At 61.3% G+C, this 23854-nt stretch carries 27 protein-coding genes and 1 tRNA gene; 19 read left to right on the top strand and 9 right to left on the bottom strand.

What is annotated here, in order from left to right:
* Positions 1 to 38: 38 nt before the first annotated feature.
* The 7 genes from HY247_02830 (at position 39) to HY247_02800 (ending at position 8135) form a co-directional block, all read left to right on the top strand.
* Positions 39 to 2987, top strand: a complete 2949-nt coding sequence (locus tag HY247_02830) for an MMPL family transporter (GenBank protein QQG49262.1) — start codon at positions 39 to 41, stop codon at positions 2985 to 2987.
* Between the two features lie 30 nt (positions 2988 to 3017).
* Positions 3018 to 3521: a hypothetical protein gene (locus HY247_02825; GenBank protein QQG49261.1), complete on the top strand. Its 504-nt coding sequence runs from the start codon at positions 3018 to 3020 to the stop codon at positions 3519 to 3521.
* 71 nt (positions 3522 to 3592) lie between these two features.
* Positions 3593 to 4558: a hypothetical protein gene (locus tag HY247_02820; GenBank protein ID QQG49260.1), complete on the top strand. Its 966-nt coding sequence runs from the start codon at positions 3593 to 3595 to the stop codon at positions 4556 to 4558.
* An 86-nt stretch (positions 4559 to 4644) separates the two neighbouring features.
* A complete protein-coding gene (locus tag HY247_02815) occupies positions 4645 to 5685 on the top strand; it encodes a hypothetical protein (GenBank protein QQG49259.1) in 1041 nt (346 codons plus the stop codon).
* Positions 5685 to 6503, top strand: coding sequence for a transketolase (locus HY247_02810; protein ID QQG49258.1), 819 nt, complete (start codon positions 5685 to 5687; stop codon positions 6501 to 6503). The genes HY247_02815 and HY247_02810 overlap by 1 nt, the downstream gene beginning before the upstream one ends.
* A gap of 4 nt (positions 6504 to 6507) precedes the next feature.
* Entirely contained in the window at positions 6508 to 7191 is a 684-nt protein-coding gene (locus tag HY247_02805) for a ribulose-phosphate 3-epimerase (protein ID QQG49257.1), read from the top strand.
* Positions 7191 to 8135, top strand: a complete 945-nt coding sequence (locus HY247_02800) for a transketolase family protein (GenBank protein ID QQG49256.1) — start codon at positions 7191 to 7193, stop codon at positions 8133 to 8135. The genes HY247_02805 and HY247_02800 overlap by 1 nt, the downstream gene beginning before the upstream one ends.
* Before the next feature lie 19 nt (positions 8136 to 8154).
* On the opposite strand, the gene HY247_02795 is transcribed toward HY247_02800, so the two are convergent.
* Both HY247_02795 and HY247_02790 read right to left on the bottom strand, forming a co-directional pair.
* Positions 8155 to 8547 carry a PIN domain-containing protein gene (locus tag HY247_02795; protein QQG49255.1) on the bottom strand — a complete coding sequence of 131 codons (393 nt, stop codon included), beginning with the start codon at positions 8545 to 8547 and terminating at the stop codon, positions 8155 to 8157.
* Positions 8535 to 8747 carry a hypothetical protein gene (locus tag HY247_02790; GenBank protein ID QQG49254.1) on the bottom strand — a complete coding sequence of 71 codons (213 nt, stop codon included), beginning with the start codon at positions 8745 to 8747 and terminating at the stop codon, positions 8535 to 8537. Before HY247_02790 ends, HY247_02795 begins: the two co-directional genes overlap by 13 nt.
* Positions 8748 to 8980: 233 nt before the next feature.
* On the opposite strand from HY247_02790, the gene fsa reads away from it, so the two are divergent.
* Positions 8981 to 9646: a fructose-6-phosphate aldolase gene (gene fsa / locus HY247_02785; protein QQG49253.1), complete on the top strand. Its 666-nt coding sequence runs from the start codon at positions 8981 to 8983 to the stop codon at positions 9644 to 9646.
* 39 nt (positions 9647 to 9685) lie between these two features.
* Positions 9686 to 10294: a superoxide dismutase gene (locus HY247_02780; GenBank protein ID QQG49252.1), complete on the top strand. Its 609-nt coding sequence runs from the start codon at positions 9686 to 9688 to the stop codon at positions 10292 to 10294.
* Here HY247_02780 and HY247_02775 read toward each other — a convergent pair.
* Positions 10269 to 11114, bottom strand: coding sequence for a hypothetical protein (locus tag HY247_02775; GenBank protein QQG49251.1), 846 nt, complete (start codon positions 11112 to 11114; stop codon positions 10269 to 10271). The two genes, HY247_02780 and HY247_02775, sit on opposite strands and share 26 nt — an antisense overlap.
* Before the next feature lie 103 nt (positions 11115 to 11217).
* Complete coding sequence (locus HY247_02770; protein QQG49250.1) at positions 11218 to 12516, bottom strand: aspartate aminotransferase family protein; 1299 nt, start codon at positions 12514 to 12516, stop codon at positions 11218 to 11220.
* A gap of 73 nt (positions 12517 to 12589) precedes the next feature.
* On the opposite strand from HY247_02770, the gene HY247_02765 reads away from it, so the two are divergent.
* Complete coding sequence (locus HY247_02765) at positions 12590 to 13519, top strand: hypothetical protein (protein ID QQG49249.1); 930 nt, start codon at positions 12590 to 12592, stop codon at positions 13517 to 13519.
* On the opposite strand, the gene HY247_02760 is transcribed toward HY247_02765, so the two are convergent.
* From HY247_02760 to HY247_02745, 4 genes are all read right to left on the bottom strand, one after another.
* Complete coding sequence (locus HY247_02760; GenBank protein QQG49248.1) at positions 13520 to 13945, bottom strand: ribosomal protein L13e; 426 nt, start codon at positions 13943 to 13945, stop codon at positions 13520 to 13522.
* A 45-nt stretch (positions 13946 to 13990) separates the two neighbouring features.
* Positions 13991 to 14458, bottom strand: coding sequence for a hypothetical protein (locus HY247_02755; GenBank protein QQG49247.1), 468 nt, complete (start codon positions 14456 to 14458; stop codon positions 13991 to 13993).
* A 56-nt stretch (positions 14459 to 14514) separates the two neighbouring features.
* Positions 14515 to 14700 carry a hypothetical protein gene (locus HY247_02750; protein ID QQG49246.1) on the bottom strand — a complete coding sequence of 62 codons (186 nt, stop codon included), beginning with the start codon at positions 14698 to 14700 and terminating at the stop codon, positions 14515 to 14517.
* A 192-nt stretch (positions 14701 to 14892) separates the two neighbouring features.
* Positions 14893 to 15051 (bottom strand) — tRNA-Tyr (locus HY247_02745).
* A gap of 101 nt (positions 15052 to 15152) precedes the next feature.
* Between HY247_02745 and HY247_02740 the strand changes: the two genes are divergently transcribed.
* From HY247_02740 to HY247_02700, 9 genes are all read left to right on the top strand, one after another.
* Complete coding sequence (locus HY247_02740; GenBank protein QQG49245.1) at positions 15153 to 16016, top strand: protoheme IX farnesyltransferase; 864 nt, start codon at positions 15153 to 15155, stop codon at positions 16014 to 16016.
* A gap of 10 nt (positions 16017 to 16026) precedes the next feature.
* Complete coding sequence (gene thiI / locus HY247_02735) at positions 16027 to 17247, top strand: tRNA 4-thiouridine(8) synthase ThiI (GenBank protein QQG49244.1); 1221 nt, start codon at positions 16027 to 16029, stop codon at positions 17245 to 17247.
* 47 nt (positions 17248 to 17294) lie between these two features.
* Entirely contained in the window at positions 17295 to 17615 is a 321-nt protein-coding gene (gene trxA / locus HY247_02730; protein ID QQG49529.1) for a thioredoxin, read from the top strand.
* A 37-nt stretch (positions 17616 to 17652) separates the two neighbouring features.
* Positions 17653 to 18108 carry a COX15/CtaA family protein gene (locus tag HY247_02725; GenBank protein ID QQG49243.1) on the top strand — a complete coding sequence of 152 codons (456 nt, stop codon included), beginning with the start codon at positions 17653 to 17655 and terminating at the stop codon, positions 18106 to 18108.
* Positions 18109 to 18426: 318 nt separating this feature from the next.
* Complete coding sequence (locus tag HY247_02720) at positions 18427 to 19425, top strand: hypothetical protein (GenBank protein ID QQG49242.1); 999 nt, start codon at positions 18427 to 18429, stop codon at positions 19423 to 19425.
* 85 nt (positions 19426 to 19510) lie between these two features.
* A complete protein-coding gene (locus tag HY247_02715) occupies positions 19511 to 20599 on the top strand; it encodes a tyrosine--tRNA ligase (GenBank protein QQG49241.1) in 1089 nt (362 codons plus the stop codon).
* A gap of 51 nt (positions 20600 to 20650) precedes the next feature.
* The gene (locus HY247_02710; GenBank protein ID QQG49240.1) at positions 20651 to 21154 is read left to right on the top strand and encodes a hypothetical protein; all 504 of its coding nucleotides are present in this window, start codon (positions 20651 to 20653) and stop codon (positions 21152 to 21154) included.
* Positions 21081 to 21722 (top strand): TIGR00296 family protein, encoded by a 642-nt coding sequence (locus tag HY247_02705; protein QQG49239.1) that lies wholly within the window; start codon positions 21081 to 21083, stop codon positions 21720 to 21722. The genes HY247_02710 and HY247_02705 overlap by 74 nt, the downstream gene beginning before the upstream one ends.
* Position 21723: 1 nt before the next feature.
* Positions 21724 to 22893, top strand: a complete 1170-nt coding sequence (locus tag HY247_02700) for a hypothetical protein (protein QQG49238.1) — start codon at positions 21724 to 21726, stop codon at positions 22891 to 22893.
* Here HY247_02700 and HY247_02695 read toward each other — a convergent pair.
* Positions 22865 to 23833, bottom strand: coding sequence for a hypothetical protein (locus HY247_02695; protein QQG49237.1), 969 nt, complete (start codon positions 23831 to 23833; stop codon positions 22865 to 22867). The two genes, HY247_02700 and HY247_02695, sit on opposite strands and share 29 nt — an antisense overlap.
* Between the last annotated feature and the right edge of the window lie 21 nt (positions 23834 to 23854).

Genomic DNA, 23854 nt, shown 5'->3' with positions numbered 1-23854 from the left:
GGACAGATTCTTATAGGATAGAAATTCGCCCGGCTTCATTGGTCTCTGAGTCATCTCAAAGGCCCTCCTCGACTCCTTTCAAGAGGCTGGGCAAGGTCGTCTATCGTAGAAGGAAGGTCGTGCTCGTCGCCTGGATTGTCGCACTAGTACTCGTCATCCCCATCATTTCCAACGTCGGCAAGGTCACTTCCCTCCAGCAAGGCTCGGCCACCGGAAACCAGCTGGAGTCGGTCAAGGCGGCCGACCTCGTCGCAGCCCAGTTCGCGAAGTCCGTCCCCAACAGCACTCTGCTCATCGTGATCTCGGCGGACAACGTCTCCTCTGCCGCCACTCAGCGGCTGGTGAGGGAACTGACCTCCTCCTTGAAGTCGAACACGACCATCGTCGGCCTGAACCAGACCGTCGACGTTTACTCCAGGCTCTATGCCGCAATCTCGGGGGTCAACATCGGTGCATACTCTGCGCGCGACGGGGCTAACGCCACCCTGCGGCCGTTGTACGGCGTGCCCGCCCTCTACCTCGGGATTTGGAGCGGGGCTTTCAACTCGACCCACGACGTCAACGCTTCGAACAACATAGCATACCAGAACGCGGGGGCAACACTCTCCTCAGCGAACGCGACGGCGTACCAACACTACACATCATTCATGCTCACAGACTTCAACGACGCCTGGGTCGCATCCTGGTCAAACTCGACTACATCCGGCCTCTCCTTCGGGGCCAGGGCCGCCTACGCGGCCGACGTCGCAGACCGGGCCTTCATCGCATCCCACTATGCCGGGCCGAAGCCCTTCGCCGAAGGCCTGACAAGGTCGATCACCTTCGGGGACTTCCTCAACGAGACGAAGGCCCAATTCTCCTCTTCACTTGGCGTCTTTGCGGTCCACTACGTCAGCGTCTCGAGCGGCTTCTCCGAGACCTTCGTCGACGCAGCCTACTCGCTGGGCCCATCGCCAGACAACGAGTCGCTCTACGCCCTGGCCGGGAACGTTGTCGCCGACCCGAAGGGATACGCGGTCGACCCCGGGCTTGCGTCGCTCATCTCGTCCTTCGTCTCCCCTGGCAGGGACACGACGATCGTCTCCCTGGGGCTCAACACGGGTGGCACACCCAACCTCTTGGCGGTGCGTTGGATCGTGGCCCACGTCTACTCTCAGAGCGCGGCCGCGGGCCTGGCAGCTCCTCAGGTGACCGGCCAGGACGCGATCTCCAACGACTTCGGCACGTCCACCCAGCAGGACCTCGACCTCATACTCCCAGTGACGCTGGTGCTTCTCATCGTGGCCACGGGACTCTTCTTCAGGTCGCTTCTGACCCCCTTCATCACGCTGGGGACGATCGGGGTCGCCCTCGGGATCTCCCAGGTCTTCATCGTGATCGTAGGGACGTACGTGGCCAAGGTGGACTTCACCATTCCGACGATCCTGCTCACCGTACTGATAGGGGTCGGGACTGACTACAGCGTCTTCGTCATCGCGAGGTACAGGGAGGAGAGGGTCCGTGGGCTCTCAGTCCAGGACGCCGTAGAGACCTCGGTGACCTGGGCCGGGGAGAGCATCGCGACGAGCGGGGCCACGGTCATCATCTCATTTCTCTCCCTCGCCTTCACCTCAGTGGTCTACCTTAGGACGATGGGCTTCGTGGTGGGCTTCGGCGTCCTGGTGGCCCTGGCGGTCGCCCTCACCCTCGTTCCGGCAATCATAGGGATGGTCGGAGGCAGGGCCTTCTGGCCTAATTCCGGTAAAAGGTTCGAGAGATACTCCGCTTCGGTCCTCTCGAAGCTCGAGAAGAAGTCCGGGTACTTCTCGAGGAGCGGGTCGTTCGCAGTCCGGAACTCGAAGGCGCTCATCATCGTCGCCCTCCTGGTCTCTGTGCCAGCGATCTACGTCTACTCCACCACGACCCCTACCTACGACTTCCTCTCGGCGGCCCCGTCCAACCTCGAGTCCGTCTCGGCCTCCAACCAGCTGACCGACTCCTTCGGCGGCGGAAGGCTCTCGCCGACCTACGTCATCCTTACCTTCGACCATGCGATCGTAACGGGTCATAGCTTCGACAGCTCGTCGATGGGCCAGGTCGATGAACTCTCGACCCACCTGGCGCAGTCGGCGGACATACGCAACGTCAGCGGCCCGACAAGGCCCTTTGGCGAGCAGGTAAACTACGCAGCGATCAACACCTCCACGGCCGAGGGCCAGAGGACCTTCAACAAGGTCCTGCAGAGCATCGGTAAGGACAATTCCACGGCGCTAATCACGGTCAACCTCGCCATCGACCCCTTCTCCACGGCTGCGATCGCTGACGCGCAGGCGATCAGGCAGTACGCCCACGCGAACTACGACTCGGCGCAGGGGGTCACGGGAGTCTACGTAGGTGGGGCCTCGGGCTCGATCCTCGACACGAAGAACGTCTTCGACGCGCAGTTCAACTCCATAGTCCCGATAGTGGCAGTTGGAGTCGCGCTCGTCCTCCTGGTCGTCCTGGGCTCTCTCTTCCTCCCGGTCTTCGCAGTCCTGTCGGTCCTCATGAGTATAATCTGGACGCTCGCGGTCACCCGCCTGGTCTTCGCCCAGTACTTCAACTACCAGATCCTCTTCATCACCCCGTTCTTCCTCTTCGTAACCCTCCTGGGCCTTGGGATGGACTACAACGTCTTCATCCTGACGAGGATCCGCGAGGAGGCGACCAAAGGCAGATCCCTTGACGACTCCATAGTCGGGGCAATCGAGCAGACAGGCGGGATCATCACCGCGGCCGCGATCATCCTTGCGGGCTCCCTCGGGGCCCTGATGCTCTCGAGCGACCTCCTCCTCAAGCAGATGGGCTTCGCCTTCGCGTTCTCGATACTAATCGACGCCCTGGTGGTTAGGACTTACCTGGTCCCGGCGGTGATGCAGTTCATGGGCAAGTGGAACTGGTTCAGCCCGATACCCTACCTCAACCGCTCGCACTCCCTCTACGAGAGGGACAAGAAGTTCGGCGCCTAGGTTAATAGCGCGAGCAACCCTCTCAAGCCCATGCCCACCGCCCACGAAGCCGAGATCAGCGACGAAGTCCTCGAGGAAGGATGCTACTATCTCTCGCAGCTGGGCCTCTCCGACGAGGCGATAGCTGAGCGCTTCGAGTCCACCCCGGCGAGAGTCGAAAGGCTGGCAAAGTCCTACTCGGACAAGCTGAAGTCGGGAGAGGTAGTGGCCGGAGACCTCGACAAGGCCTTCTGGGAGGACGTGAGGAAGGAGGCGGAAGGCGACGTCAAGCTCACATTCCTTTCGGACAAAGGATTCCACCATTCATGGAAGTCAGAGCTCTCCCGTCTTGACGGACGCGCCCTGATGGGGATCTTCGAGGCCAGCAAGGACTACGTGAACGCGGACCCGAACCAAAAGTTCCTGGACTTCCCCCCGCCGAAGGGGTACGACCCGCTCGCGATGGACAGGGAGCTCAAGAAGGCCCTCCCGATAATCCAGGAGCTCCTGGAGAAGGCCTGGGCCTCCGAGAAGAAGGCAGCAAGCGAGCCATGAGACGGGGCAACGTGCCCTCTTCAGCGGCATACGTTCTTTAGACAGCGCCCGCACCCCAGCGCCACGAGAGATTGATGGAACCAAGGGGCTCCAGAAAACCTCTGATCCTCGCGGTGGTGCTGGGCCTTCTCGTACTTCTCACGCTTCTCCCGTCTCCGGTCTCAGAGGGCCAGGCCGCCGCCCCTTGCAAGACCATCACGGTGTCAGGAGGGACGGTCGTGACCTCGACTAGGACGATCACCACCTCGACGACAACCTCCATCACGCGCGCCACAGGCACGGACACCATCGGGCACGCGACGACGAGCACCGGCAACACCACCATAGCGACTACCTTCCCAGTGGCGTCCACCTACACCACCCAGTTGGTAGACACCAAGCTCACGCAGACGACTGTGACCCTCAACTCTAGCTCGACGACGACCATTACGACCTCGGTCGTGACGAGGCAAACCAACACTTACACGACGCAATACCAGTCAAGCCAGACCTTCACAGGGACGTACGGGACCTACTACACCACCACCTACACCACCGTGGGCGCGGTCGGCGCGCTCACCACAGTCACCAGCACGGTACAGCAGGATACTTCGTACTACACCACTTATCACGCCGACGTGACGACCACTCAGCAGACCTTCTCCGACACGGTCGGGACCGTTACGACCTCGACCTTGACAGGCAACACAACCCAGGTCACCGAAGCAACGACTTACAGCACCACCAACGTGCCGACCACGCAAACGGTCAACTCGACGTCGGCCACAACGAGCCAGCTTACGACGACCATCACAGGCAACGTCGTCACCAGGGTCACGATCTCTTCTACGAGCACCCGCTACGACGTCTCCAAGTTCAAGACCACCTACGACACCATAACAAAGTCGACGACGACCTCCTGCTCCACGAACCAGGGAGGCGGAATCCCAGAGTTCCCGCCCCAGGCCGGGCTGGCGCTCGCGGTGACCGCAGCTCTCGTAGCCTCCTACTTCGTCGCGAGGAGAGGCCTGGCCAGGCCCCGCTTGGTCCCCGGCTGACCGGACAAGGTCTCGACTTTCATCCGGTCCGAAAATTCTCTTCAAAGGTTAAATGTGTCAGGGGGAGGCAGAATTATCGAAAAAGGATGCCCTTAGACACGGTCGACAAGGAAAGCCTGACCGGTCTCTTGCGACAGTTCCAAGGGCGCAAGGTTCTCGTCATCGGGGACCTCATAGTCAGCAGGTTCGTGGAGGTCGCAGCCAGGAAGCTCGCCCGCGAGGCCCCGGTCCCTGCCGGAGACTACATCGGGGAGACATTCCTGCCGGGGGGGGCCGCGAACCTCTCAAGGGAGCTGGTCTCTCTTGGCGCCTCGGTCAGCCTCGTTGGCCTGGCCGGCGCCGACGAATACGGTACATGGCTAAAGTCAGAGTTCGCAAAGTACGGGGTCTCTCACAACGGGGTCGTCACCGACCCATCCAGGCCCACCTCGCTGAGGACGTGGATCATGGTGAACACCTTCCACATGCTTAGGATCGACAGGGAGGATAGGCGCGACGTGCCCCTGGCGATGGCAAAGAAGCTCCTCGCCGAGGCCGAGCCGCTCATCAAGGACATCGACTGCGTCGTCCTCTCGGACTACGACCGGGGGGCCATCACCAGCTTCCTGATCAGCGGGGTGGTGGGCGCAGCGCACGACGCCGGGAAGATAGTGGTCGCTCAGCCCAAGATGCACCACTACCTCGACTTCTCCGGTGTGACGTACGTGAAGTCCAACCTCGAGGAGGCTGCCCACGCGACCGGGATGACCATAGTCAACGAGACGAGCCTGAGGAACATGGGGGTCAACCTCCTCAGCCGCCTGGACTGCAAGTCGATCCTGATCACCAGGGGCGACCAGGGCGTGACGCTCTTCGACAAGGACAACGTGACCCTCTTCCCGCCGATCAGAGGGAAGAAGAACCTCTTCAGCAAGGTCGGGGTCAGGGACGCGATGACCGGCGTCTTCGCCCTTGCGGTCGCGTCAGGCGGCAGTGCCTACCAGGCAGCCGTGCTCAGCAACGGAGCAGGGGAGGCTAGGAGCGAGCTGCAGAGGACCACCTCTCTGACCCTCCACGACCTCGAGGGCAAGGTCCAGGGCACAGACGACCTCGTCCAGCGCATTGTCCAGGTACCGGTGAGGCGCTGATGGAGACCGCGCAGGAGGTCCTCAGGCTCAAGGAGCTCGCGCGCGACACCCGAAGGCTGATACTCAGGAGCCTCGCGGAGGCAGGCTCGGGGCACCCCGGAGGCTCGCTCTCGGCGGTGGAGCTCCTCGTCACTCTCTTCTTCCATCAGATGAGGTTCGACGCGAAGAACCCCTCCTGGCCGGAGCGGGACCGCTTCTTCCTAAGCAAGGGCCACGCCGCCCCTCTCCTTTACTCCATCCTCGCCCAGGCGGGCTTCTTCCCCGTCGAGGAGCTGATGACCCTTCGCAAGATGGGCTCCAGGCTCCAGGGGCACCCCTCCATGGGCATCCCGGGGATCGAGGCGCCAGCGGGCTCGGAGGGGATCGGACTCTCCCTCGGGGTCGGGACCTCGCTCGCAGCAAAGCTCGACCGGAAGGCCTACAGGACCTATGTGCTGATGGGAGACGGCGAGCAGCAGGAGGGGCAGGTCTGGGAGGCGGCGATGGCGGCGTCAAAGTACAAGCTCGACAACCTCACTGCGATCATCGACAGGAACGGGATCCAGCAGGACGGCCTCACCGAGCAGATCATGCCGATCGAACCACTGGCTGCGAAGTGGAGGGCCTTCAACTGGAACGTGATAGAGGTCGACGGATACGATTTTCTCCAACTCCTCGACGGCTTCGAGCTTGCCGCCTCGACGAGGAACAGGCCGACAGTGGTGATAGCCCACACGGTAAAGGGCAAGGGGATCTCCTTCATGGAGTGGTCCCCCGCGTACCACGGCACGCCCCCGTCCAAGGACAACCTCTCGGACGCCCTCAGCGAACTGAAGTGATCTCTTGAAGCGAGTGCGAATCGCGCCGTCGATCCTCGCGTGGGACCTCGGGGAACTAGGAAAGGCCGCGGAGATCTGCTCCCGCGGCGGGGCCGACCAGGTACACCTCGACGTCATAGACGGGCACTTCGCTCCCAACATCACGTTCGGCCCTGGCATGGTCAAGGCCCTGAGGAAGCACACCGACCTGATGTTCGACACCCACCTGATGATCGAGAAGCCCGAGCTCTACGTCGAGAAGTTCCTGGAGGCAGGCTCCGACCTGCTCTCTTTCCATGCGGAGATCCTCGACGGCCCGAAGTTTGACAGGCTCGCTTCGACTGTCAGGGGACGGGGGAAGGAAGTGGGGCTGGCCCTCAAGCCTGGGACGGAGCTCCCCCAGTGGGCGGCCGAAAGGTTGGACAAGATCTCTGCCCTGGTCGTGATGACAGTCAACCCCGGGTTCAGCGGCCAGTCGATGGACGTGTCAGTCCTCCCCAAGCTGCAGAGGCTAGCAAGGCACATCGAGGAGAAGGGGCTCGGCACCGACCTGGAAGTGGACGGAGGGGTCGAGCCAGAGAACGCCCGGGAAGTCGTAAAGAGGGGTGGGAACGTGCTCGTGGCCGGAGCGGGCGTGTTCAACAAGCCAGACCCGGTGAAGGCCATCGGAAAGCTGAGGGAAGCCGCGTCCAAGGGCGGTGGTGCCTGATGCTCTCGAAACAGGGCGCCATGCGGGACGCCTACGGGGAGGCCCTGCTAGAACTGGGGGCCAGCAATCCGGAGGTCGTGGTCTTAGGGGCCGACACAACAGGCTCCCTGAAGTCGGGGGTCTTCTCCACCAAGTATCCGAACCGGTTCTTCAACATCGGGATCGCGGAACAGAACCTGATCTCGGTGGCGGCCGGGATGGCGCTCGCCGGCAAGGTCGCATACGCGGGAACCTACGCTATCTTCGTCCCTGGGAAGTGCGTAGACCAGATCAGGAACAACATCGCGTACCCCAACCTGAACGTCAAGATCGTCTGTTCCCATGGGGGGATCTCCGTCGGCCCTGACGGGGCCTCCCACCAGCAGGTCGAGGACATCGCCATAATGAGGGCGATCCCCCGGATGAGCGTGGTTGTCCCCGCGGATGCGGTCTCGACGAAAGCGACTGTCTTGGCGGTCGCGTCAATCCCAGGGCCGTTCTATGTCCGCCTGACGAGGCCAACGACGAAGGTCGTGTACGACTCGGGGTTTGAGTATGGGAAGGGGGAGGCCAAGGTCGTCATCGACGGGTCGGACGTGGCAATCGTCGCATGCGGGATCATGGTCCCGGAGGCGGTCAAGGCTGCCGAGTCCCTCAAAGTCCGGGGAACCTCCGCGGCCGTGATAGACCTCCACACGATAAAGCCCATAGACTCTGATACAATCACGAAGTACGCGAGGAGGTGCGGGCGCGTAGTTACGGCGGAGGAGCACAACATCATGGGCGGGATGGGCTCCGCGGTTGCCGAGGTCCTCGGCGAGCAGGCCCCTGTGCCCATGAAGCGCGTCGGGGTGATGGACACGTTCGGCGAGAGTGGGGAGGCCCCGGAGCTTCTGGCAAAGTACGGCCTCACTTCGAGTGAAATCGAGCGGGCCTCCGAGTTACTCCTGAGGCGCCCCGACTAGAGAACCCCGGCGCTCAGGTCTACTTCACGAACTCAACGTTCCCCATTGCTTTGAAGGCCTTGTCACCGGTAAGGAATCTAAGGCCCATTCTCTCCGACATCGCGTAGCCGATCGCGTCGGTGTAAGATAGGTTAGATCCCCCTGCCCTCCTCCTCAACCTCAACTGCATGCCAAGCGTTATGTCCTCGTGCGTAATCTCTCCTTGGTACGCCCTGAAGGCCGTGTAGGTCGACTCTGCTTCGTCCTTCCCTCGCTCGAAGAGCACGCGGTAGTAGAGTTCGGCGAGGTTGAGAAGAGAGGTCGCGAGGCGGCCCGACTCGAAGTAAGCTGCGTAGGACCTGTTCCCTGAAAGGTACTCGATCATTGCATACGTGTCCAGGAAGTAACCCCGCTCTGCTGCTAGTCGTGCCAACCCTGCCTGTCCTCGTCCTTGATCTCTTGCGCGCTATTGGCGAATTTGATGGTCCCGAACAAGTCCTTGAGGTTGGCCTTCCTAACCACCTCTAATTCCACCGAGTCGCCTGGCGAGAGCCCCATCCGCTCCGCTTCTTCAAAAGGGACTACGACTCCCAGCGAATTACCGAACCTTCTGACCCTCGCGTTTACCCTCATGTCTGACGAGCTGTAAAATTATACTATGTGTGCTATTTAAGGAGCGCGCCGCCTCCATTTATGATGCAGGCGTGCTTAGGCCAACAGTCCATCGAGTCACCCAGACAGAGGGGCTAAGCAGGCTCTACCGGCTCTGCTCGCCACAATGTGTTCTGCGCTACCACTTTGAATCGCGGTCGAGGGTTCAACTTCCGTCAACGTTTAAAACCCAACTCGGAGGTTTGTAGCAGAGCATGAAACTCTTCCTCGATACAGCCAACTTCGAGTGGATCAGGAAGCTCAACCAAATGGGAGTCGTTGACGGGATTACCACCAACCCCAGCCTGGTGGCCAAGGAGCAGGGAGAATTCGAGGAGATAGTAGTGAGGATCTGCAAGGAGGTAAAGGGCGACGTGAGCGCAGAGGTGGTCGCTACAGAGCACGACGCCATGGTCGCGGAGGCGAAGCACCTCTCCTCGCTTGCGCCGAACGTCGTGGTCAAGGTCCCGGTCATCCCCGAAGGCCTCAGGGCCACGAAGACCATCTCAGGGATGGGGATCAGGGTCAACGTCACGCTCGTCTTCTCGGCAAACCAGGGCCTCCTGGCGGCGAAAGCCGGCGCCTCCTTCATCAGCCCCTTCATCGGAAGGCTCGACGACATCGGACAGAGAGGCATGGAAGTGGTCGAAGATCTAGTAAAGATCAGGGACAACTATCGGCTGAACACCGAGGTGCTCGTCGGCAGCATACGGCACCCGCAGCACGTCCTCGAGGCGGCCAAGATCGGCGCGGACATCGCCACAATGCCTCCTGAAATAATGGAGAAGATGATGCAGCACCCGCTGACCGACTCCGGGCTCAAGAGGTTCCTCGACGACTGGCAGAAGGCGAAGAAGGCGAAGCCTTCCATCACCGTCTGAAGGAACAAGATTATTACGAGGTCGGAATCGCCTCGTCCCATGGCTAAGACATACACACTTCCACAACTTCCATACGCATACAACGCGCTAGAACCGCACATTTCCGAGAAGACGATGACCCTCCATCACACAAAGCATCACCAGGCCTACGTAAACGGAGCGAATGCGGCCCTCGAGAAGCTTGAGAAGGCCAGAGGCGGCCAGATGCAAATCGACACTCGTGCAGTCCTCAGAGACTTCTCTTTCAACTACGACGGACACGTCCTTCACTCGATCTTCTGGCCCAACCTAGCGCCGGCTGGGAAAGGCGGGGGATCGGCGGGAGGGAAGCTCGCAGATTGGATCAACAGGGACTTCGGCGGGTTCGACAAATTCAAGACCCAATTCACCGATGCGGCCAAGACCGTAGAGGGTTCGGGCTGGGCCCTGCTGCTACACGACCCCCTGACAGACTCCCTGGTCCTGACCCAGATCGAGAAACAAAACATAATGAACCTGAGCGGAGCCACGATACTCCTCGGGTGTGACATGTGGGAACATAGTTACCTGTATGACGTTGGGCCAGACCGACCAAAGTACATAGACAACTGGTGGAACGTCGTCAACTGGGTGGATGTGGACGCTAGACTCGGGAAAGTTGCAAAGTAGACTTTCCCCATCGCCCTTTTTTCGCAAACCAGACTTCTGCTAAACGCCGCCTGCTCTCCCTGAGCTTGGTCGTAGGTACGATTGACAAGAACCGCTTCACGTCTGTTTTCTTGTAAATTCTGAGGTGATAGGCGGTAACTCGAGGTGGCTTGGGTCTTTGAATCGAAATCTTCGAAGGGATGTGCAACGATTCAGCAATGGAGAGTTGCATGACCTTGATCAGACCAAGATTGGTGTTGCAGACGTCAAGACAGATCTTTGCGGTCTTCCTTTGACGCTCCTTGATGGCTTTCACGCACCCCTCTGCGTCGAAGAACCCCTCCACAAGTTCGAGCAATCCTCGGTTGCGGCCCACCCTGTTGACCAGATCCTGAAGCAAGCCGTGATTCTTGCGAATGTCCCTTAGAAGGAAGTAACGCTCGGAGTTATTGACCCTTACGAACCACGCATTCTTAGAACCATATTTGTAATAGGGAACGTTTCTATCAAGGCAGCGCCCGAGCTTCATGGCGTACTTCTGAACGAACTTCCTATCTCCTACCAGCCAGACCTGGAAGACTCCCCTCCAGTGGTATATGCATCCATCACCTAACAGAGCGCCGAGGACATACAAGAGCTCAGGGACAATGGACACCCTCCCCGCTCTCTTACCCCAAGGGGTCTTTCCCCTGTACCACGAGTATATTGTTGTGCTTGAAATGCCATACTTGGAAGTGATGTCCGCCACCACATGGACCCGTGCTCTGTGGTGTCTAATCGACGAAAATTCATCGTATGCCTTCAACCTCGACTCTAGGGCAGGAATCTTCCCTTGCGCCACCGGACCTGAGGGGGTCAAACTCGATTTTAGGCACCACGGCCCAAAGTATCACTAGCCGTGACAGAGTCGGGTGAAAGTGAAACTTGCTAGTCTAGGATTGCAGTCAGGCAACTGCTTCTGCCGAGAAGTTCTGGCTCTCCCGAACGAAGGCTGCGATGTTCGAGTTCGTGTGTGAGAGCGAAATGCCGGCAGGGTGTCCCGGAAGAAGAAACACTCCTTTGGTCATCAGGTAAAGGGCGTACTTTCGGTAGGCTTCCTCTTCTTCCCTCCGAGTCTTCACAGACCTGTCGGACCCCCTCACGAAGTGGGTCATGAACAGAGAACCGAGCCCAGTCGTAAGTGTCTTCTTGCCAGACTCTGCGAAGGATTCGTCTACCCTCTTTCTAAGAGAGTTCCCAATTACTTCAAGCCGGGGATAGATCGAGGTCCTGTCCTTGCGAAGTAGTCTGAGCGTCGCGAGCCCAGCCACCATCGTAAGGGGGTTCTCCGAGAATGTCCCGCCCCCAATCGAGACGAATCCCGCCCTCCTCGTCGGGTCCGCAAGGGAAATGATCTCCTTCCGCCCGCAGACGAGCCCTATCGGCAGGCCCCCTCCAACGACCTTCCCGAACGCCGCCAGGTCCGGGGTCACCCCATACCACTCCTGCGCGCCGCCGTAGGCGACCCTGAAGCCTGTGATTATCTCGTCGAAGGCGAGGAGCGCACCCGTTTCATCCGCCAGCTCCCTCAGGCCCTTTAGGTAGTCCCTCTCGGCTGGGATGCACCCGCCCGCCCCGAGGACCGGCTCGAGGAGTATCGCGGCCACGTCGCCTCTGGCTCGCTTCAGGACCCTTCGGGCGTCCTCGAGGTCGTTGAACTTAGCAGTGACCACGAACTCTTGCTCCTCCGGCAGTATCCCGGCGCTCTCGGGCTTGCCGAACGGCCTCTGGACCCCTTTGTTGAGCTCCGTGTTGTACCCGTGCCAGCCCCCCGCCATCTTCACTATGACCCTCTTCCGTGTGGACCCCCGCGCGAGCCTCACCAGGTACATCGTCGCCTCGGCCCCGGTGTTGCAGAACCGCAGCATCTCTGCGCACCTTACCGCCCTCTGGACCTCCTCACCCAGCTCCACGGACAGTCGGCTGCTCATGCCAAAGTGCGTCCCCTCAGGAATCTGCTCCGCGAGCGCCTTCACCACCACGTCCGGCGAGTGGCCAAGTATCAGGGCCAAGTGCCCCATCCAGTAGTCGGTGTACCTCCTCCCGTCCTCGTCCCAGATGTGCTGGCCCTTCGCCTTCTTGACGAAGATCGGGTAGGGCTCGTAGAACCTCGCGTTGTGGTTGACCCCTCCTGCGAAGACCTTCTTGGCACGCTCGAAGAGGGCCCGGGACTTCCTCGTCGAGGCCCGGTACTCGCTGGACAAGAAGGGCTTCGCGCCCTCCCAGCCTATTTGAAATGTGCCCAAGGGCGAAAAGAGTCTTTTACCGACCGCTCCCATGACCTTCGCAGACTTGGAGTTCACGGTCGGCCTTGAGTCACCCTTCAACCTCGACTACACCCTGGAGAGCGGGCAGGTCTTCCGGTGGGAGCGCAGGGGAGAGTGGTGGTACGGAGTCGTCTCTGGCGAGGTCCTCAAGGCTAGGCAGGAGGGCTCGGCCCTCAGGCTCGACGCGTCCTCCGACCTGATCTCCAGCGAGTTCGTCAGGCGATACTTCCGACTGGACGAGGACCTGGACCCGATAATCTCCTCGATCGCGAAGGACAAGGTCATCCGGGAGGCGGTCCAGAAGTTCTACGGGACGCGCCTTGTCAGACAGGAGAGGTGGGAGTGCCTCGCGTCCTTCCTCCTCGCGACCAACGCCAACATACCCAGGATCAAGAAGATGGTCTCTGCCGTCTGCGCGAAGTACGGGCAGAGCTTTGAGTTCGAGGGCGTGGAGCACCATTCCTTCCCCAAGCCGGAGGCCCTTGCCTCAGCGAAGGTCGAAGACCTCAGGGCCTGCGGCCTCGGCTACAGGGCCCCGTTCCTGAAGCACGTGGCCACCTCGGTGGAGCTCGGGAAGGTGGACTTCAGCGAGCTGGCCATGAGGGACTACGAGGACGCCAGGAGCTCGATGCTCGAGAAGCTCTTCGGGGAAAAGCTCCTGCTCGGGGTCGGCCCGAAAGTCGCGGACTGCGTCCTACTCTATTCCTGCGACAAGGACGAGTCCTTCCCCATCGACGTGTGGATCGCCAAGGTCCTTGCCAGCTCCTATCCGCGCCTCATTGCGCCTGAAGTGCGCAAGAAGCTTGCTCGCGAGGGCAAGGCGAAGATTGGGAAGGGGGACTACGAGGCGATATCGAGGTCCGCCAGGCGGTACTTCGGGCCCCACGCAGGATACGCGCAGCAGTACCTGTACATGGCAGCAAGAGCATCGGAAGACTGACTAGGCTTTCTTCTTCTTTGCGGCTGGCTTCTTCGTCGCCTTCTTGGCCGCGGCCGGCTTCGGCTTGGGCTCAGGCTCAGCCTCGACGACTGGTTCAGGCTTGGGCTCGGCCACTTTCGGCTTCTGGGCCGTAGAGGCCCACTTCCGCAGCGACTCCACGTTGTGGTCTAACAAGCTCCTTCTCTTCGAGTCCAGCTTCACCCCCCACTTCCAGGCGTCCTTCTGAGAGACGCTCGCCCCGGCCAGCTCCACCATCGAGAATCCTCTGCCCTCCCTCGTGATCATAGTGTCGACGTGCCTGCTCAGGACCATCGGCCGGGGAGGAGTCCCAGACGGACGGATTGATACGACCTTGGCTACCTTGGCTGCTTTGGGCTCGGCCTTCGATTTCTTGGTGGCCTTGGTCTTTGAGGGCTTCGCGCTCATGCTTTTCCGACCCCTCTCGCGACCGGATAAAACGGTTCCTCGCGATTATGAAGCGCCCGAAGGCTTCCTGAGGCTCCATAAGGCGGAGATTCCGCCAGCCGCTGCCAGCAGAGCGCCCGCCAGCTCGTACCAGACGTTCCTGTAGACCAGGTACCCGGGTATCAAGACAGCGTCTACCCCAATGAGGAGCACGACGACTCCGAAAGTGAACGCGTTCCCGCTGATGACATGCACTGGAGAGATGACTGTCCCTGCGGGGGACTTGATCATCTGCGGAGCAGCCGGAGCTCTGCGGAACGTGGGGAGGCCTCCCTTCATCAGGCCCATCGGGAAGAACATGACCCCGAGCGCAAGGAGGATGCTGGAAGTTCCTTGCGCGGCGCCCGGCTCGGGGCTGGGAATCAGGCAGTAGCAAGAGTCGCCGGCCGGAGTCGGAGGCCCGTTGAAGAGGATGATACCTGTGATGCCGAGGATCATGAAAGCCGCGGAAAGGGCCAGGAACTCGTTGTCCAAAGCTCAAAACCAATCGAGCGTCTCAGCGTTCTTAAGCGTTTCGAGATGAGACGCGACTATTTGGGCGGGGTCGCTCGCCTGAGCAGGAGACCCGCCGCGACTAGCCCGATGAATACGGCCGCGAGGCCCACGGAGTTGACGAGGCCGAAGGAGGTTGCGCCACCGACGGTGCTCAGGAAGTAGAAGAAGACATACGCGAACGTTATGACTGCGCCCAGCGCCACGGGTATCCAGACCTTCATTGTTGGGCGCCCTTCGGCTCGGCTCCATAAGCGTTGCCTGGATAGGAAAGTAGGGGGAGGCTATCTTCCGAGGATGAAGTTCGATGCGCACCTACAAGACCCCATACGCCCTGCCCATTCCTGACACCCTCCCTATGGAAAAGAAGGCTGGAAACGCCCTCGGATTGACGAAATAAGCCCGAGAAAGGGAAATCCCGCGGGTCGGATCCTGAGGACCTTGCGGTCCTTTTGAGCCGACGACACTCCGGTGACTGTGGCCTGAGTAGGCTGAACGGGTCAGCCGATGGCCGACCACTACAGCCGGAAGCTTTTGGTCCTCTTGAGAGGTCTACCAGGCTGAGCTACCGCGGGACGAGACGGGCGAGCGTCAAAGATTTCTTAAGGGTTTCCGAGATTCGAGCAAAGCAATAATACGCGCTCGGGTCGGCGCGGGTTTCTACCGGTGCCGTTGCATGACACTATCTGATTACGTCGCGCTGACAAAGCCGAAGATCGTCCCCCTGCTCCTCATGGTCGCGGTGGGGTCGGCTGTCGTTGCCGCTCGCACGATCCCGTCGCTACTGATTATCATTGGCCTCCTCGTGGGAGGAGCGGCCACCTCAGCCGGGGCGCTCGCCCTGAACAGCTACCTCGAGATGGGGATCGACGCGAAGATGAAGAGGACGATGAACAGGCCACTTCCCGCAAAGAAGATCGTCCCGGCCACGCATGCGCTCCTTCTCGGGTTTGGACTGATCATTGCCGGGCTCGCAGTCGCGCTCCTGACCCTCAACTACCTGGCCACCATCTTCATCGCCCTCGGCGCCTTCGTATACGTCCCGGTCTACACCATGTTCCTGAAGCCAAGGACGACTTGGAACATCGTCCTAGGGGGGTTCGCGGGGAGCTGCGCCGCGCTGGCAGGCTGGTATGCGGTGACTTCTGCCTTCGCTGAGTACGGGTGGGTCCTCGGGGCGCTGGTCTTCGTCTGGACCCCTAGCCACTTCTGGAGCTTGGCGGTGATCACCGAACAGGACTACAGCTCAGTCGGAATTCCCATGCTGCCCTCGGTCCTCGGTCCCGCCCGGGCGTCGAAGTACATAGTGGCCAACACGCTCCTCCTGATACCCGTCAGCCTCCTGCTGGCCTTCTATCTCAGCGGGCTAGGCCTCGCCGTTTACCTCGTGGTTACAGTCGTTTTCGACGCCTTGCTGCTCGGGACCAACATCAAGGTGCTCCGCTCGCCGACGAAGGAGAACGCCTGGCTCGCGTTCAAGTTCTCCAGCCCCTACCTCGCGGTCATCTTCCTGGCGGCGATGGCGGCCGCGGTCCTCTGAGGGCCTTGCCATGGAGACCTTCGTAGCCCACTACTCTGAGATCGCGCTGAAGGGCAAGAACAGGCCGGAGTTCGTCAGGCTCTTGCGCAGGAACCTTGGCAAGGCCCTCTCAGGCCTCGAGGCGAGCATCTCCTTCGAGGATGGGAGGTTCCTGATTAGGGCTAAGGGCAGCGCAGAGGAGGTCGCTCCCGCCCTCTCCACCGTCTTCGGCCTCTCATGGTTCGCCCGTGCTACGATCTCGGAGAGAGACTACGGCAAGATCCGTGAAGAGGTCATGCTGCATGCATCCGGCAACGAGGCTACTTTCAAAATCGCGGCAAGGAGGTCGGACAAGTCGTTTCCCCTCTCGTCCACGGAGCTCGAGAGAAGACTAGGCGCCGAGGTCGTCTCAAAGACCGGCAAGAAGGTCCGCCTAGACGGGCCGGAGCTGACGATCCACGTGGACGTTCTGCGGGAGAGGGCTCTGGTATACTCGGACAGGTCCAAGGGCCCGGGGGGGCTCCCAGTGGGTACTGCTGGAAGGGTCGTCCACCTCTTCTCCGGGGGGATCGACTCCCCGGTCTCGGCATGGCTGATGATGAAGCGCGGATGCAGGCCGGTCTACCTCCACTTCTACCTGGCACCGACGCCCGAGGTTCCGTTGACGAGCAAAGTCGCGAGGCTCGTCGAGATGCTGTCTGCCTACTCTGGCAAGAACACACTGATCCTCGTGCCTTTTGCCGACTATCAGATTTCTACTTTCGGGGTCCCGGGGGAGCTGGAGCCCTCCTTGTTCCGCAGGTTCATGCGCATGACCGCGGAGGCGGTCGCGCCCGCACTCGGAGCCTCGGGGATCTCCACGGGCGACGCTCTCTCGCAGGCTGCTTCGCAGACGCTCTGGAATCTGAAGGCCTTCGACGAGGGCTCGACCCTCCCGATACTGAGGCCGCTCCTCTCCTATGACAAGGAGGAAGTGATCGCGCTCGCGAGAAGAATCGGCACGTACGAGACTTCCCTCGAGGAATACAAGGACTGCTGCGCGATCGTGTCCAGGCATCCGCGCACCAGGGTCAAGGCCCAACTGGTCTCAGAGTATGCGGGCGGCTACTCCTTCAAGCAGCTGGTCTGGGACTCGATTGGAAAGGGCACCCTGGCAACCTACAACCAGACGACCAGGGCCTGGAAGTCCGGCCCCCTAAGGGAAGGCCTGCACCTGCCCGCAGAAGAGCTTAAGGCCGAGGCAAAATTATAAGCAAGGGCGCGGGGAGAACACCAAGAACAACATTGAGTGAGAAAGTGATGCACATCGAAGGAAGCAGGTTCCAGGACGAGGTCATCCGGTCCTCCCAGCCCGTGCTGGTGGACTTCTACGCGGACTGGTGCGGCCCCTGCAAGGTCGTGGAGCCGATCCTGGAGCGCCTCTCCAAGGAGTACGAAGGGAAAGTGAAGTTCGTCAAGATCGACACCGACCAGAACCAGGAGCTCGCGATGCATTTCGGTATCATGAGCATACCTACGGTCATGTTCTTCGCAAAGGGCAAGGTCGAGGATATCGTGATCGGCGCGGTCCCCGCGGCGGTCCTCAAGACTAAGGTCGACGAACTCCTCACGAAGGCCTAGAACCCTTAAGACGACAACGCGGGCCGGCACCGAAGGCTTGGACTTCAAGCGAATCGCTCTGTTCGCGTCAGTCGTGGCCCTGCTTCTCCAGCTAATGGTCGGCGCCTACGTCACAGCGGCGGGCTTCGGTGGTGCATGCGGCACCGACCTCCCAAGGGACTGGCCCACGTGTCTCGGGGGGCTCCTACCGCCTGCACAGCTCGGCCCGGTGGCCGAGTACACACACAGGATCCTGGCGCTCCTGTCCACGTTCCTTCTCCTCGCCTCTGCCGCGATCTATTGGCGCGGGAGTTTCGGCGGGGACCCCGCGAGGAAACTTCTGCTCGCGTCGATAGCCCTGATCTTTGGTGAGATCCTCCTAGGGGGCCTTGTAGTGTCCCGAGAGCTGCAGCCGTCCCTGGTCGCGCTGCATCAGGGTGTGGCAGTGGTGATATTCGGGCTGGTGGTCGCTGCGTTGGCCAAGAGTAGGCCAAAGCAACAGGGATCAACCTAGGGCTCGGCCCGAGGGTGTTGGACGATTCGCGGTTCATCGTTCTTAAATAATTACCCGGGCCTTCGTCCGCTCCTGCACACGAAGTCCGGGGTCCGTCTGCCCTCCTGCTCAGCAGTATTCGGGTTCTTCACAGTCCTACTACTGATTTCAGGGACGGTTCCGCTTGCCCATGGCCAAGTCCTGACAGGGTGGAACCCCACCACTTCCTATCCACAGCCCATCTCGGGAGGTAGCTGCGTCGAGGATTCCCAAGGTCAGAGCTATGTCTACTGCGTCGGCGGAGGCAGCCCAGGGCCTTCAAATTCGGTCTACTTCGCAGTGCTCTCATCCGACGGAGTCGGCGCCTGGAACAAGACCACGGATTACCCGCTCCATGTCAGCGTGGAGGACTGCGCACTGTCTGGGGGCTACGTCTACTGCGTCGGTGGCTACGCCCCAAGCCCTACCAACGAGACCTACTTCGCTCAGGTGTCAGCGCAGGGGGTCGGGGCATGGACTAACACTGCGGACTACCCGATACCCATAGCCGAAGGGGGATGCTTCGCTCACTCGGGATACCTCTACTGCGCCGGCGGCCTCTCCGACAACGGGTCTGTGTCAGGGGCTTTCTTCGCTCCCGTGTCCTCGTCCGGGATCGGCTCCTGGTCCACCACTCATAGCCTGCCTCAGAAAGTCTACGACCAGAGCTGCGTCGTGTCCTCCGACGACGTCTTCTGCATCGCGGGCTCCACGAGCTCGGTCTACCACTCAACGATGAACTCGGGCGGCCTTGCCCAGTGGACGACGACAGCCGGCTATCCGATGGCAACATACGGGCTTGCCTGCGCGCTGGTCCAAAGCTACGTGTACTGCGCGGCCGGATACCACGGAGCCTACGTGAACTCGACCTACTACTCGATGGTCAGCGGCTCCGCGCTTGGAGCATGGACGAAGGGCCCCGACTATCCTCTGAAGGTGACAGGCCTCTCGTGTGTCTCCGGAGCGGGCTCGGTCTTCTGCGTAGGAGGGCAGAACGCCTCGCCGTACATAGACTCGGCCTACTTCGCGACCCCCGAGGCGGCGACGACCAGCCAGTCCAGCGCCGCAACGACAGCGACCACTTCGACCCTCAGCCAGACCACTTGGTCTCCGACCACGGTCTCGACCCAGACGACTGCCTCCGTCGCCACATCGAGCACCCAGTCCACAACGACCCTGTCGTCGGGCGGCATCCCCGAATTCCCGGCCCAGGCGCCGGCGGCCGTCCTGGTCACAATCCTTATCGTGGGTTCCTTCCTGCTCTCGAGGAAAAACGGAAGGGACGTGCCAAAGGTCTAGGAAGGTCCGACCCCGAATGGGCCCATTGCTCCAAGAGCTTCAGTCTCATTACCTTAGCACCGCGCCTTCAGGGAGGCAGCGCTAGATGGACCTCGAGTCCAGGATGAGCCTCCTCAAGGGTGTCGGCGAGGAGATCATCACTGAGAGGGAGCTCCGGACCCTCTTGGAGACCAACGACCATCCGACCGCATACGACGGCTTCGAGCCCAGCGGGCTCGCCCACCTCCCCTTCGGAGTCTTGAGGCCGATCCTCGTCGAGGACATGGTCAAGGCCGGGGTCAAGATGAAGCTTTGGATAGCGGACTGGTTCGCCTGGGTCAACAACAAGATGGGCGGCGACCTGGACAAGATCCAGGAGGTCGGGAAGTACTTCGTGGAGGTGTGGCGCGCGGCCGGCGTCGACATGTCAAAGGTCGAGGTCCTCTGGACGAGCGAGGCCGCCAGGCAAGAGGACTATTGGAAGCGTGTGGTCACGGTCGCACAGGAGACTACCCTGGCACGGACTCAGAGGGCGCTTACCATCGCAGGCCGGACGACCAAGGAGGCCGTCCATACGGCCCAGCTCTTCTACCCGATGATGCAGGTCGCCGACATCTTCTGGCTGGACGTGGACATATGCCAGCTCGGCCTCGACCAGCGCAGGGCCAACATACTCGCTCGAGAGATCGCGGAGAAGATGAAGTGGAAGAAGCCAGTGGCAATACATCATCACATGCTGATAGGGCTGCAGGGGAAGAAGGAGGCGGAGGGCTTCGACGAGAGCGCGGCGGTGGACTCGGAGATCACCAGCAAGATGAGCAAGAGCAAGCCTGAGACATCGATCTTCGTGCACGACGGCAAAGAAGTGATACTGAAGAAGCTCAACTCTGCCTACTGCCCTGCGAAGGTCCTCGAAGGGAACGCTCCAATGGAGTACTCGAAGTACATCATCTTCAGGAAACAGAAGACCCTCAAGGTCGAGCGGCCTGAGAAGTTCGGCGGCAACGAGGAGTTCGCCTCCTATGAGGAGCTGGAAACAGCCTTCCTCGCTGGCAAGCTGCACCCGGCGGACCTGAAGAGGGGTGTAGGGGAGTCTCTGGACAGGATAATCTCTCCGATCAGGGAGCACTTCGAGAAAGACCCTGCCGCCAGGCGCCTCTACATGGCGGTCAAGTCTGCAGAGACGACGAGGTAAGCAAAGGAGGCGGAGATGTCTCCGCACCGAAGAGCCCCAGAAGGCGTCATCGTGGACGCAATGCTCGGCTCCCTTGCCAGGAAGCTCCGCGCCTTCGGCGTCGACTCGTTGTACTACAAGCATGGGAACGACGAAGGCCTCATCCAAATCGCCAGGGAACAGGGCAGGGTCGTAGTCACTGCGGACAGGGCACTCGCGGCGCGAGCTAGGTCCAAAGGGGTAAGAGCCGTGCTGGTCATCGGCATCAGTGACTCGGGCCGGATCGCGTCCATGGCCAAGGAATTCGAAGAGGCCGAGAACCCACTGCGCCTTGGTGCTCCAAGGTGTTCGGTCTGCAACGGCACCCTGCAAGCGATTGCGAAGCGAGACCTCAGGGGACGCGTCCCTCGGGCGTCGGAAGAGCGGCACAGGCTCTTCTACGCCTGTTCTGAGTGCGGGAAGGTCTACTGGAAGGGCAGCCACTGGAAAAAGTTAAGGTCGCTTGAGAGGCGCCTCAGGGAGAAATCGATTGCCTCTGTCGCCAGAAGAGGGAGAAGAAGCGGTCCGCCTCGCTAGGGCCTCGGTGTCCGGGCTGCTCGCGGGCCAAGCGCCCTTCAATCGGGGCTGGGAGGGGGCTTTCTTGAAGGAGACCGGCGTCTTCGTTACCATAAACAGCGCTTCGGACGGGCCGGAGAAACTGAGAGGGTGCATCGGGTACCCGTACCCCGTCATGAGACTCGGTGAGGCGATCACCTCCGCCTCTGTCTCGGCTGCGACCGAGGACCCGAGGTTCCGACCGGTGTCTACCAGAGAGCTTGGTTCGGTGCTCTTCGAGGTCAGCGTCCTGTCGCCCCCTGCGAAGCTGGCCTCAGCCAAGAGGACCGACTTCCCATCTAAGGTCAGGGTCGGGGTCGACGGCTTGATGGTGAGCAGAGGTCACTACAGCGGCCTCCTCCTGCCCCAGGTCGCAACGGAGTTCGGCATGGATGCGACCGAGTTCCTCTCCCAGGCCTGCACGAAGGCAGGGCTCCCTCCAGATTCGTGGCTCGACCCGGAGACCGAGGTTCAAATTTTCCAGGCCCAGATCTTCGCAGAGGCGACCCCGGGTGGCCCTGTTCGCGAAGTCAAACAGAGAGCATCCTAAGATGCCAAGGGTCTACGTGGGCTGCTTCGGCTCGGGCCTCGGTCACGCAAGCAGGATGCTGGAGGTTGCAGGCGCGCTCAGAGAGCTCGGCTGGGAGGTGAGGATGTCCTCCTCCGGCGAGGTGGCTTCCATGATCGAGAAGAAGGGGTTCGCGTGCAACCTGCTTCCCCTGGCCGACGTGAAGTACGCCCCGACCGGGGAGTTCGCGATGCGAGAGACTATCACCGCCTCCCCCGCGATCCTCCTGAGGACCTACCAGCAGGTGGCCCACGAAGTCGAGAACATCGGCCGCTTCGCCCCTGACGTTGTCCTCAGCGACTCAGCGCTCTCGACCGTCCTCGCGGCGCGGGTCCACAGGCTGCCGACGTTCACTGTGCTCAACCAGCTGAACCTGACGAGCACCCACGGGCATCAAGGGGCGGCGACAAGGCTGCTCTCCGTCGGCACTTCCTCCGGGATGGGGAAGCTGTGGGAGTTCAGCGACGAGGTGCTCCTGCCCGACCTCCCCCCGCCCTACACGATTAGCGAGAAGAACCTCTGGGGGAGCAACGTCGAGAAGACCCGATATGTGGGCTTCCTCATCCCATCAGGCAGGGGGACTCCGGACGGTGCCGGGCGCGAGTTCGCCGCTGACCCCCGTCCGAAGGTCTTCTGGCAGGTCTCGGGCCCGCCGAGGACAAGGTCGGCGATGGTCAACAAGGCCCTTGTCCTCTCGAAGGAGCTGTCGGACGAGTTCGTCTTCGTAGTCTCGGGGGGGGACCCTTCCTCGGGTCCCGACCCCCTGAGGACGGGCGGTGGGTGGTACTACGGCTGGTGCTCCATAGCAGAGTTCTATTTCCACGCATGCGACGTAGTGGTCTCAAGGGCGGGCCACGGCACGATCGGCCAGACGATACTCTCGCAGAAGCCGTCACTCTTGATACCCATTCCCAGGCAGCCCGAACAAGAGGGCAACGCTGAGAAGGCTTCGCGCCTCGGGGTCTCCATCGTGCTCCAGCAGGACGAGCTCGACGCGGAAGGGCTTCGCGACTCTCTCCGAGCGATGACCGGAGGAGGGTTCGCAGACAAGGCGAAGAGATTAGGCTACTGGGCTGCGAGCTTCAACGCCAAGGAGGAGGTCGTGAGGACCCTCGACTCAGCGGTCAGTCGAGGCCGTCAAGCACATCGCTGACATCGGCCCTGCCCCCGGCATACGAGCGCTCCCGCCACCTTGCTGTCCCCTCGACCCAGTCAGCCCTGGCACTCTGATCGACCGTCGAGAGGCCCGTGAACGCGGACTCGAATGACTCCTCCGGGAGTATCCAGAGCGGCGCCTTGGCAGTTGCAGCAAGCGCGAGAGGGACATCGCTACATCCATGATGGAATCCGCCGAATACTTCGCCGCCATTTTTCCGGGCCCAGCCTGACAGTGCAGCTGAAGGGGACTTCGAGTAAAGCACGCTCAGCCTCAGCGCCCTGGGGGCCACGCGATGGGAGAGCTCTGAATATAGGCGGGAGACTGCCAACATGCTGGACTCGTTTACTCTCGCATGGACCAGGGTGACCCTGTACCCTGCCAGGAGCGCCATCCATGCGACAACTGAACTGTGCTTGCCCCCAGATACCAGGCACGTTGCCTCTTCGCGGCCCGTCGGGGACCCGCCTGGGCCCTCCGCTATCTCGGCACCCACGGCCCCGCCTCGCTCGTCGATCGCTGCCCTGAAGACGACTTCCGGGCTCTCCTCCCTGACCCTCGCCCCCTTGACCGCTTCGACCAGTGCAGATGTCAGGGCGCCGACCAAGTCGGAGGACAGCTTTCCGGCCGTCGCGTCTGCCTTGACCACAAACCCTCTCCCAGGCTTCAGGTACCGTCGTCCGAGGTCCCGGCCGGCCTCTACGATGACCTTGAAGGAGCTCCCCGAGTCGCCAACTGCGACCCAAGAGATCCCTGGCGTGAACCTGAACAGAGCGGCTACAGCGACTGGCTCCGCTCCGCCTACGACTATGGATTGACCCACCACCCGCACGCGACCATCCAGCTTCTCGTCCTTCAGGGTCGAGACGACAGAACTCCTCAGGTCCTCTATGCTCCCCCTCCCCGTCCACCGCAGGATGGCGGCCCTCCTGGGCAATGAGGCCGCGAGCCTTTGTCG

This window comes from archaeon (genome assembly GCA_016432545.1).
Lineage (GTDB): Archaea > Thermoproteota > Nitrososphaeria > Nitrososphaerales > Gagatemarchaeaceae > UBA183.
This window is presented reverse-complemented; position numbering and strand designations above follow the sequence as displayed.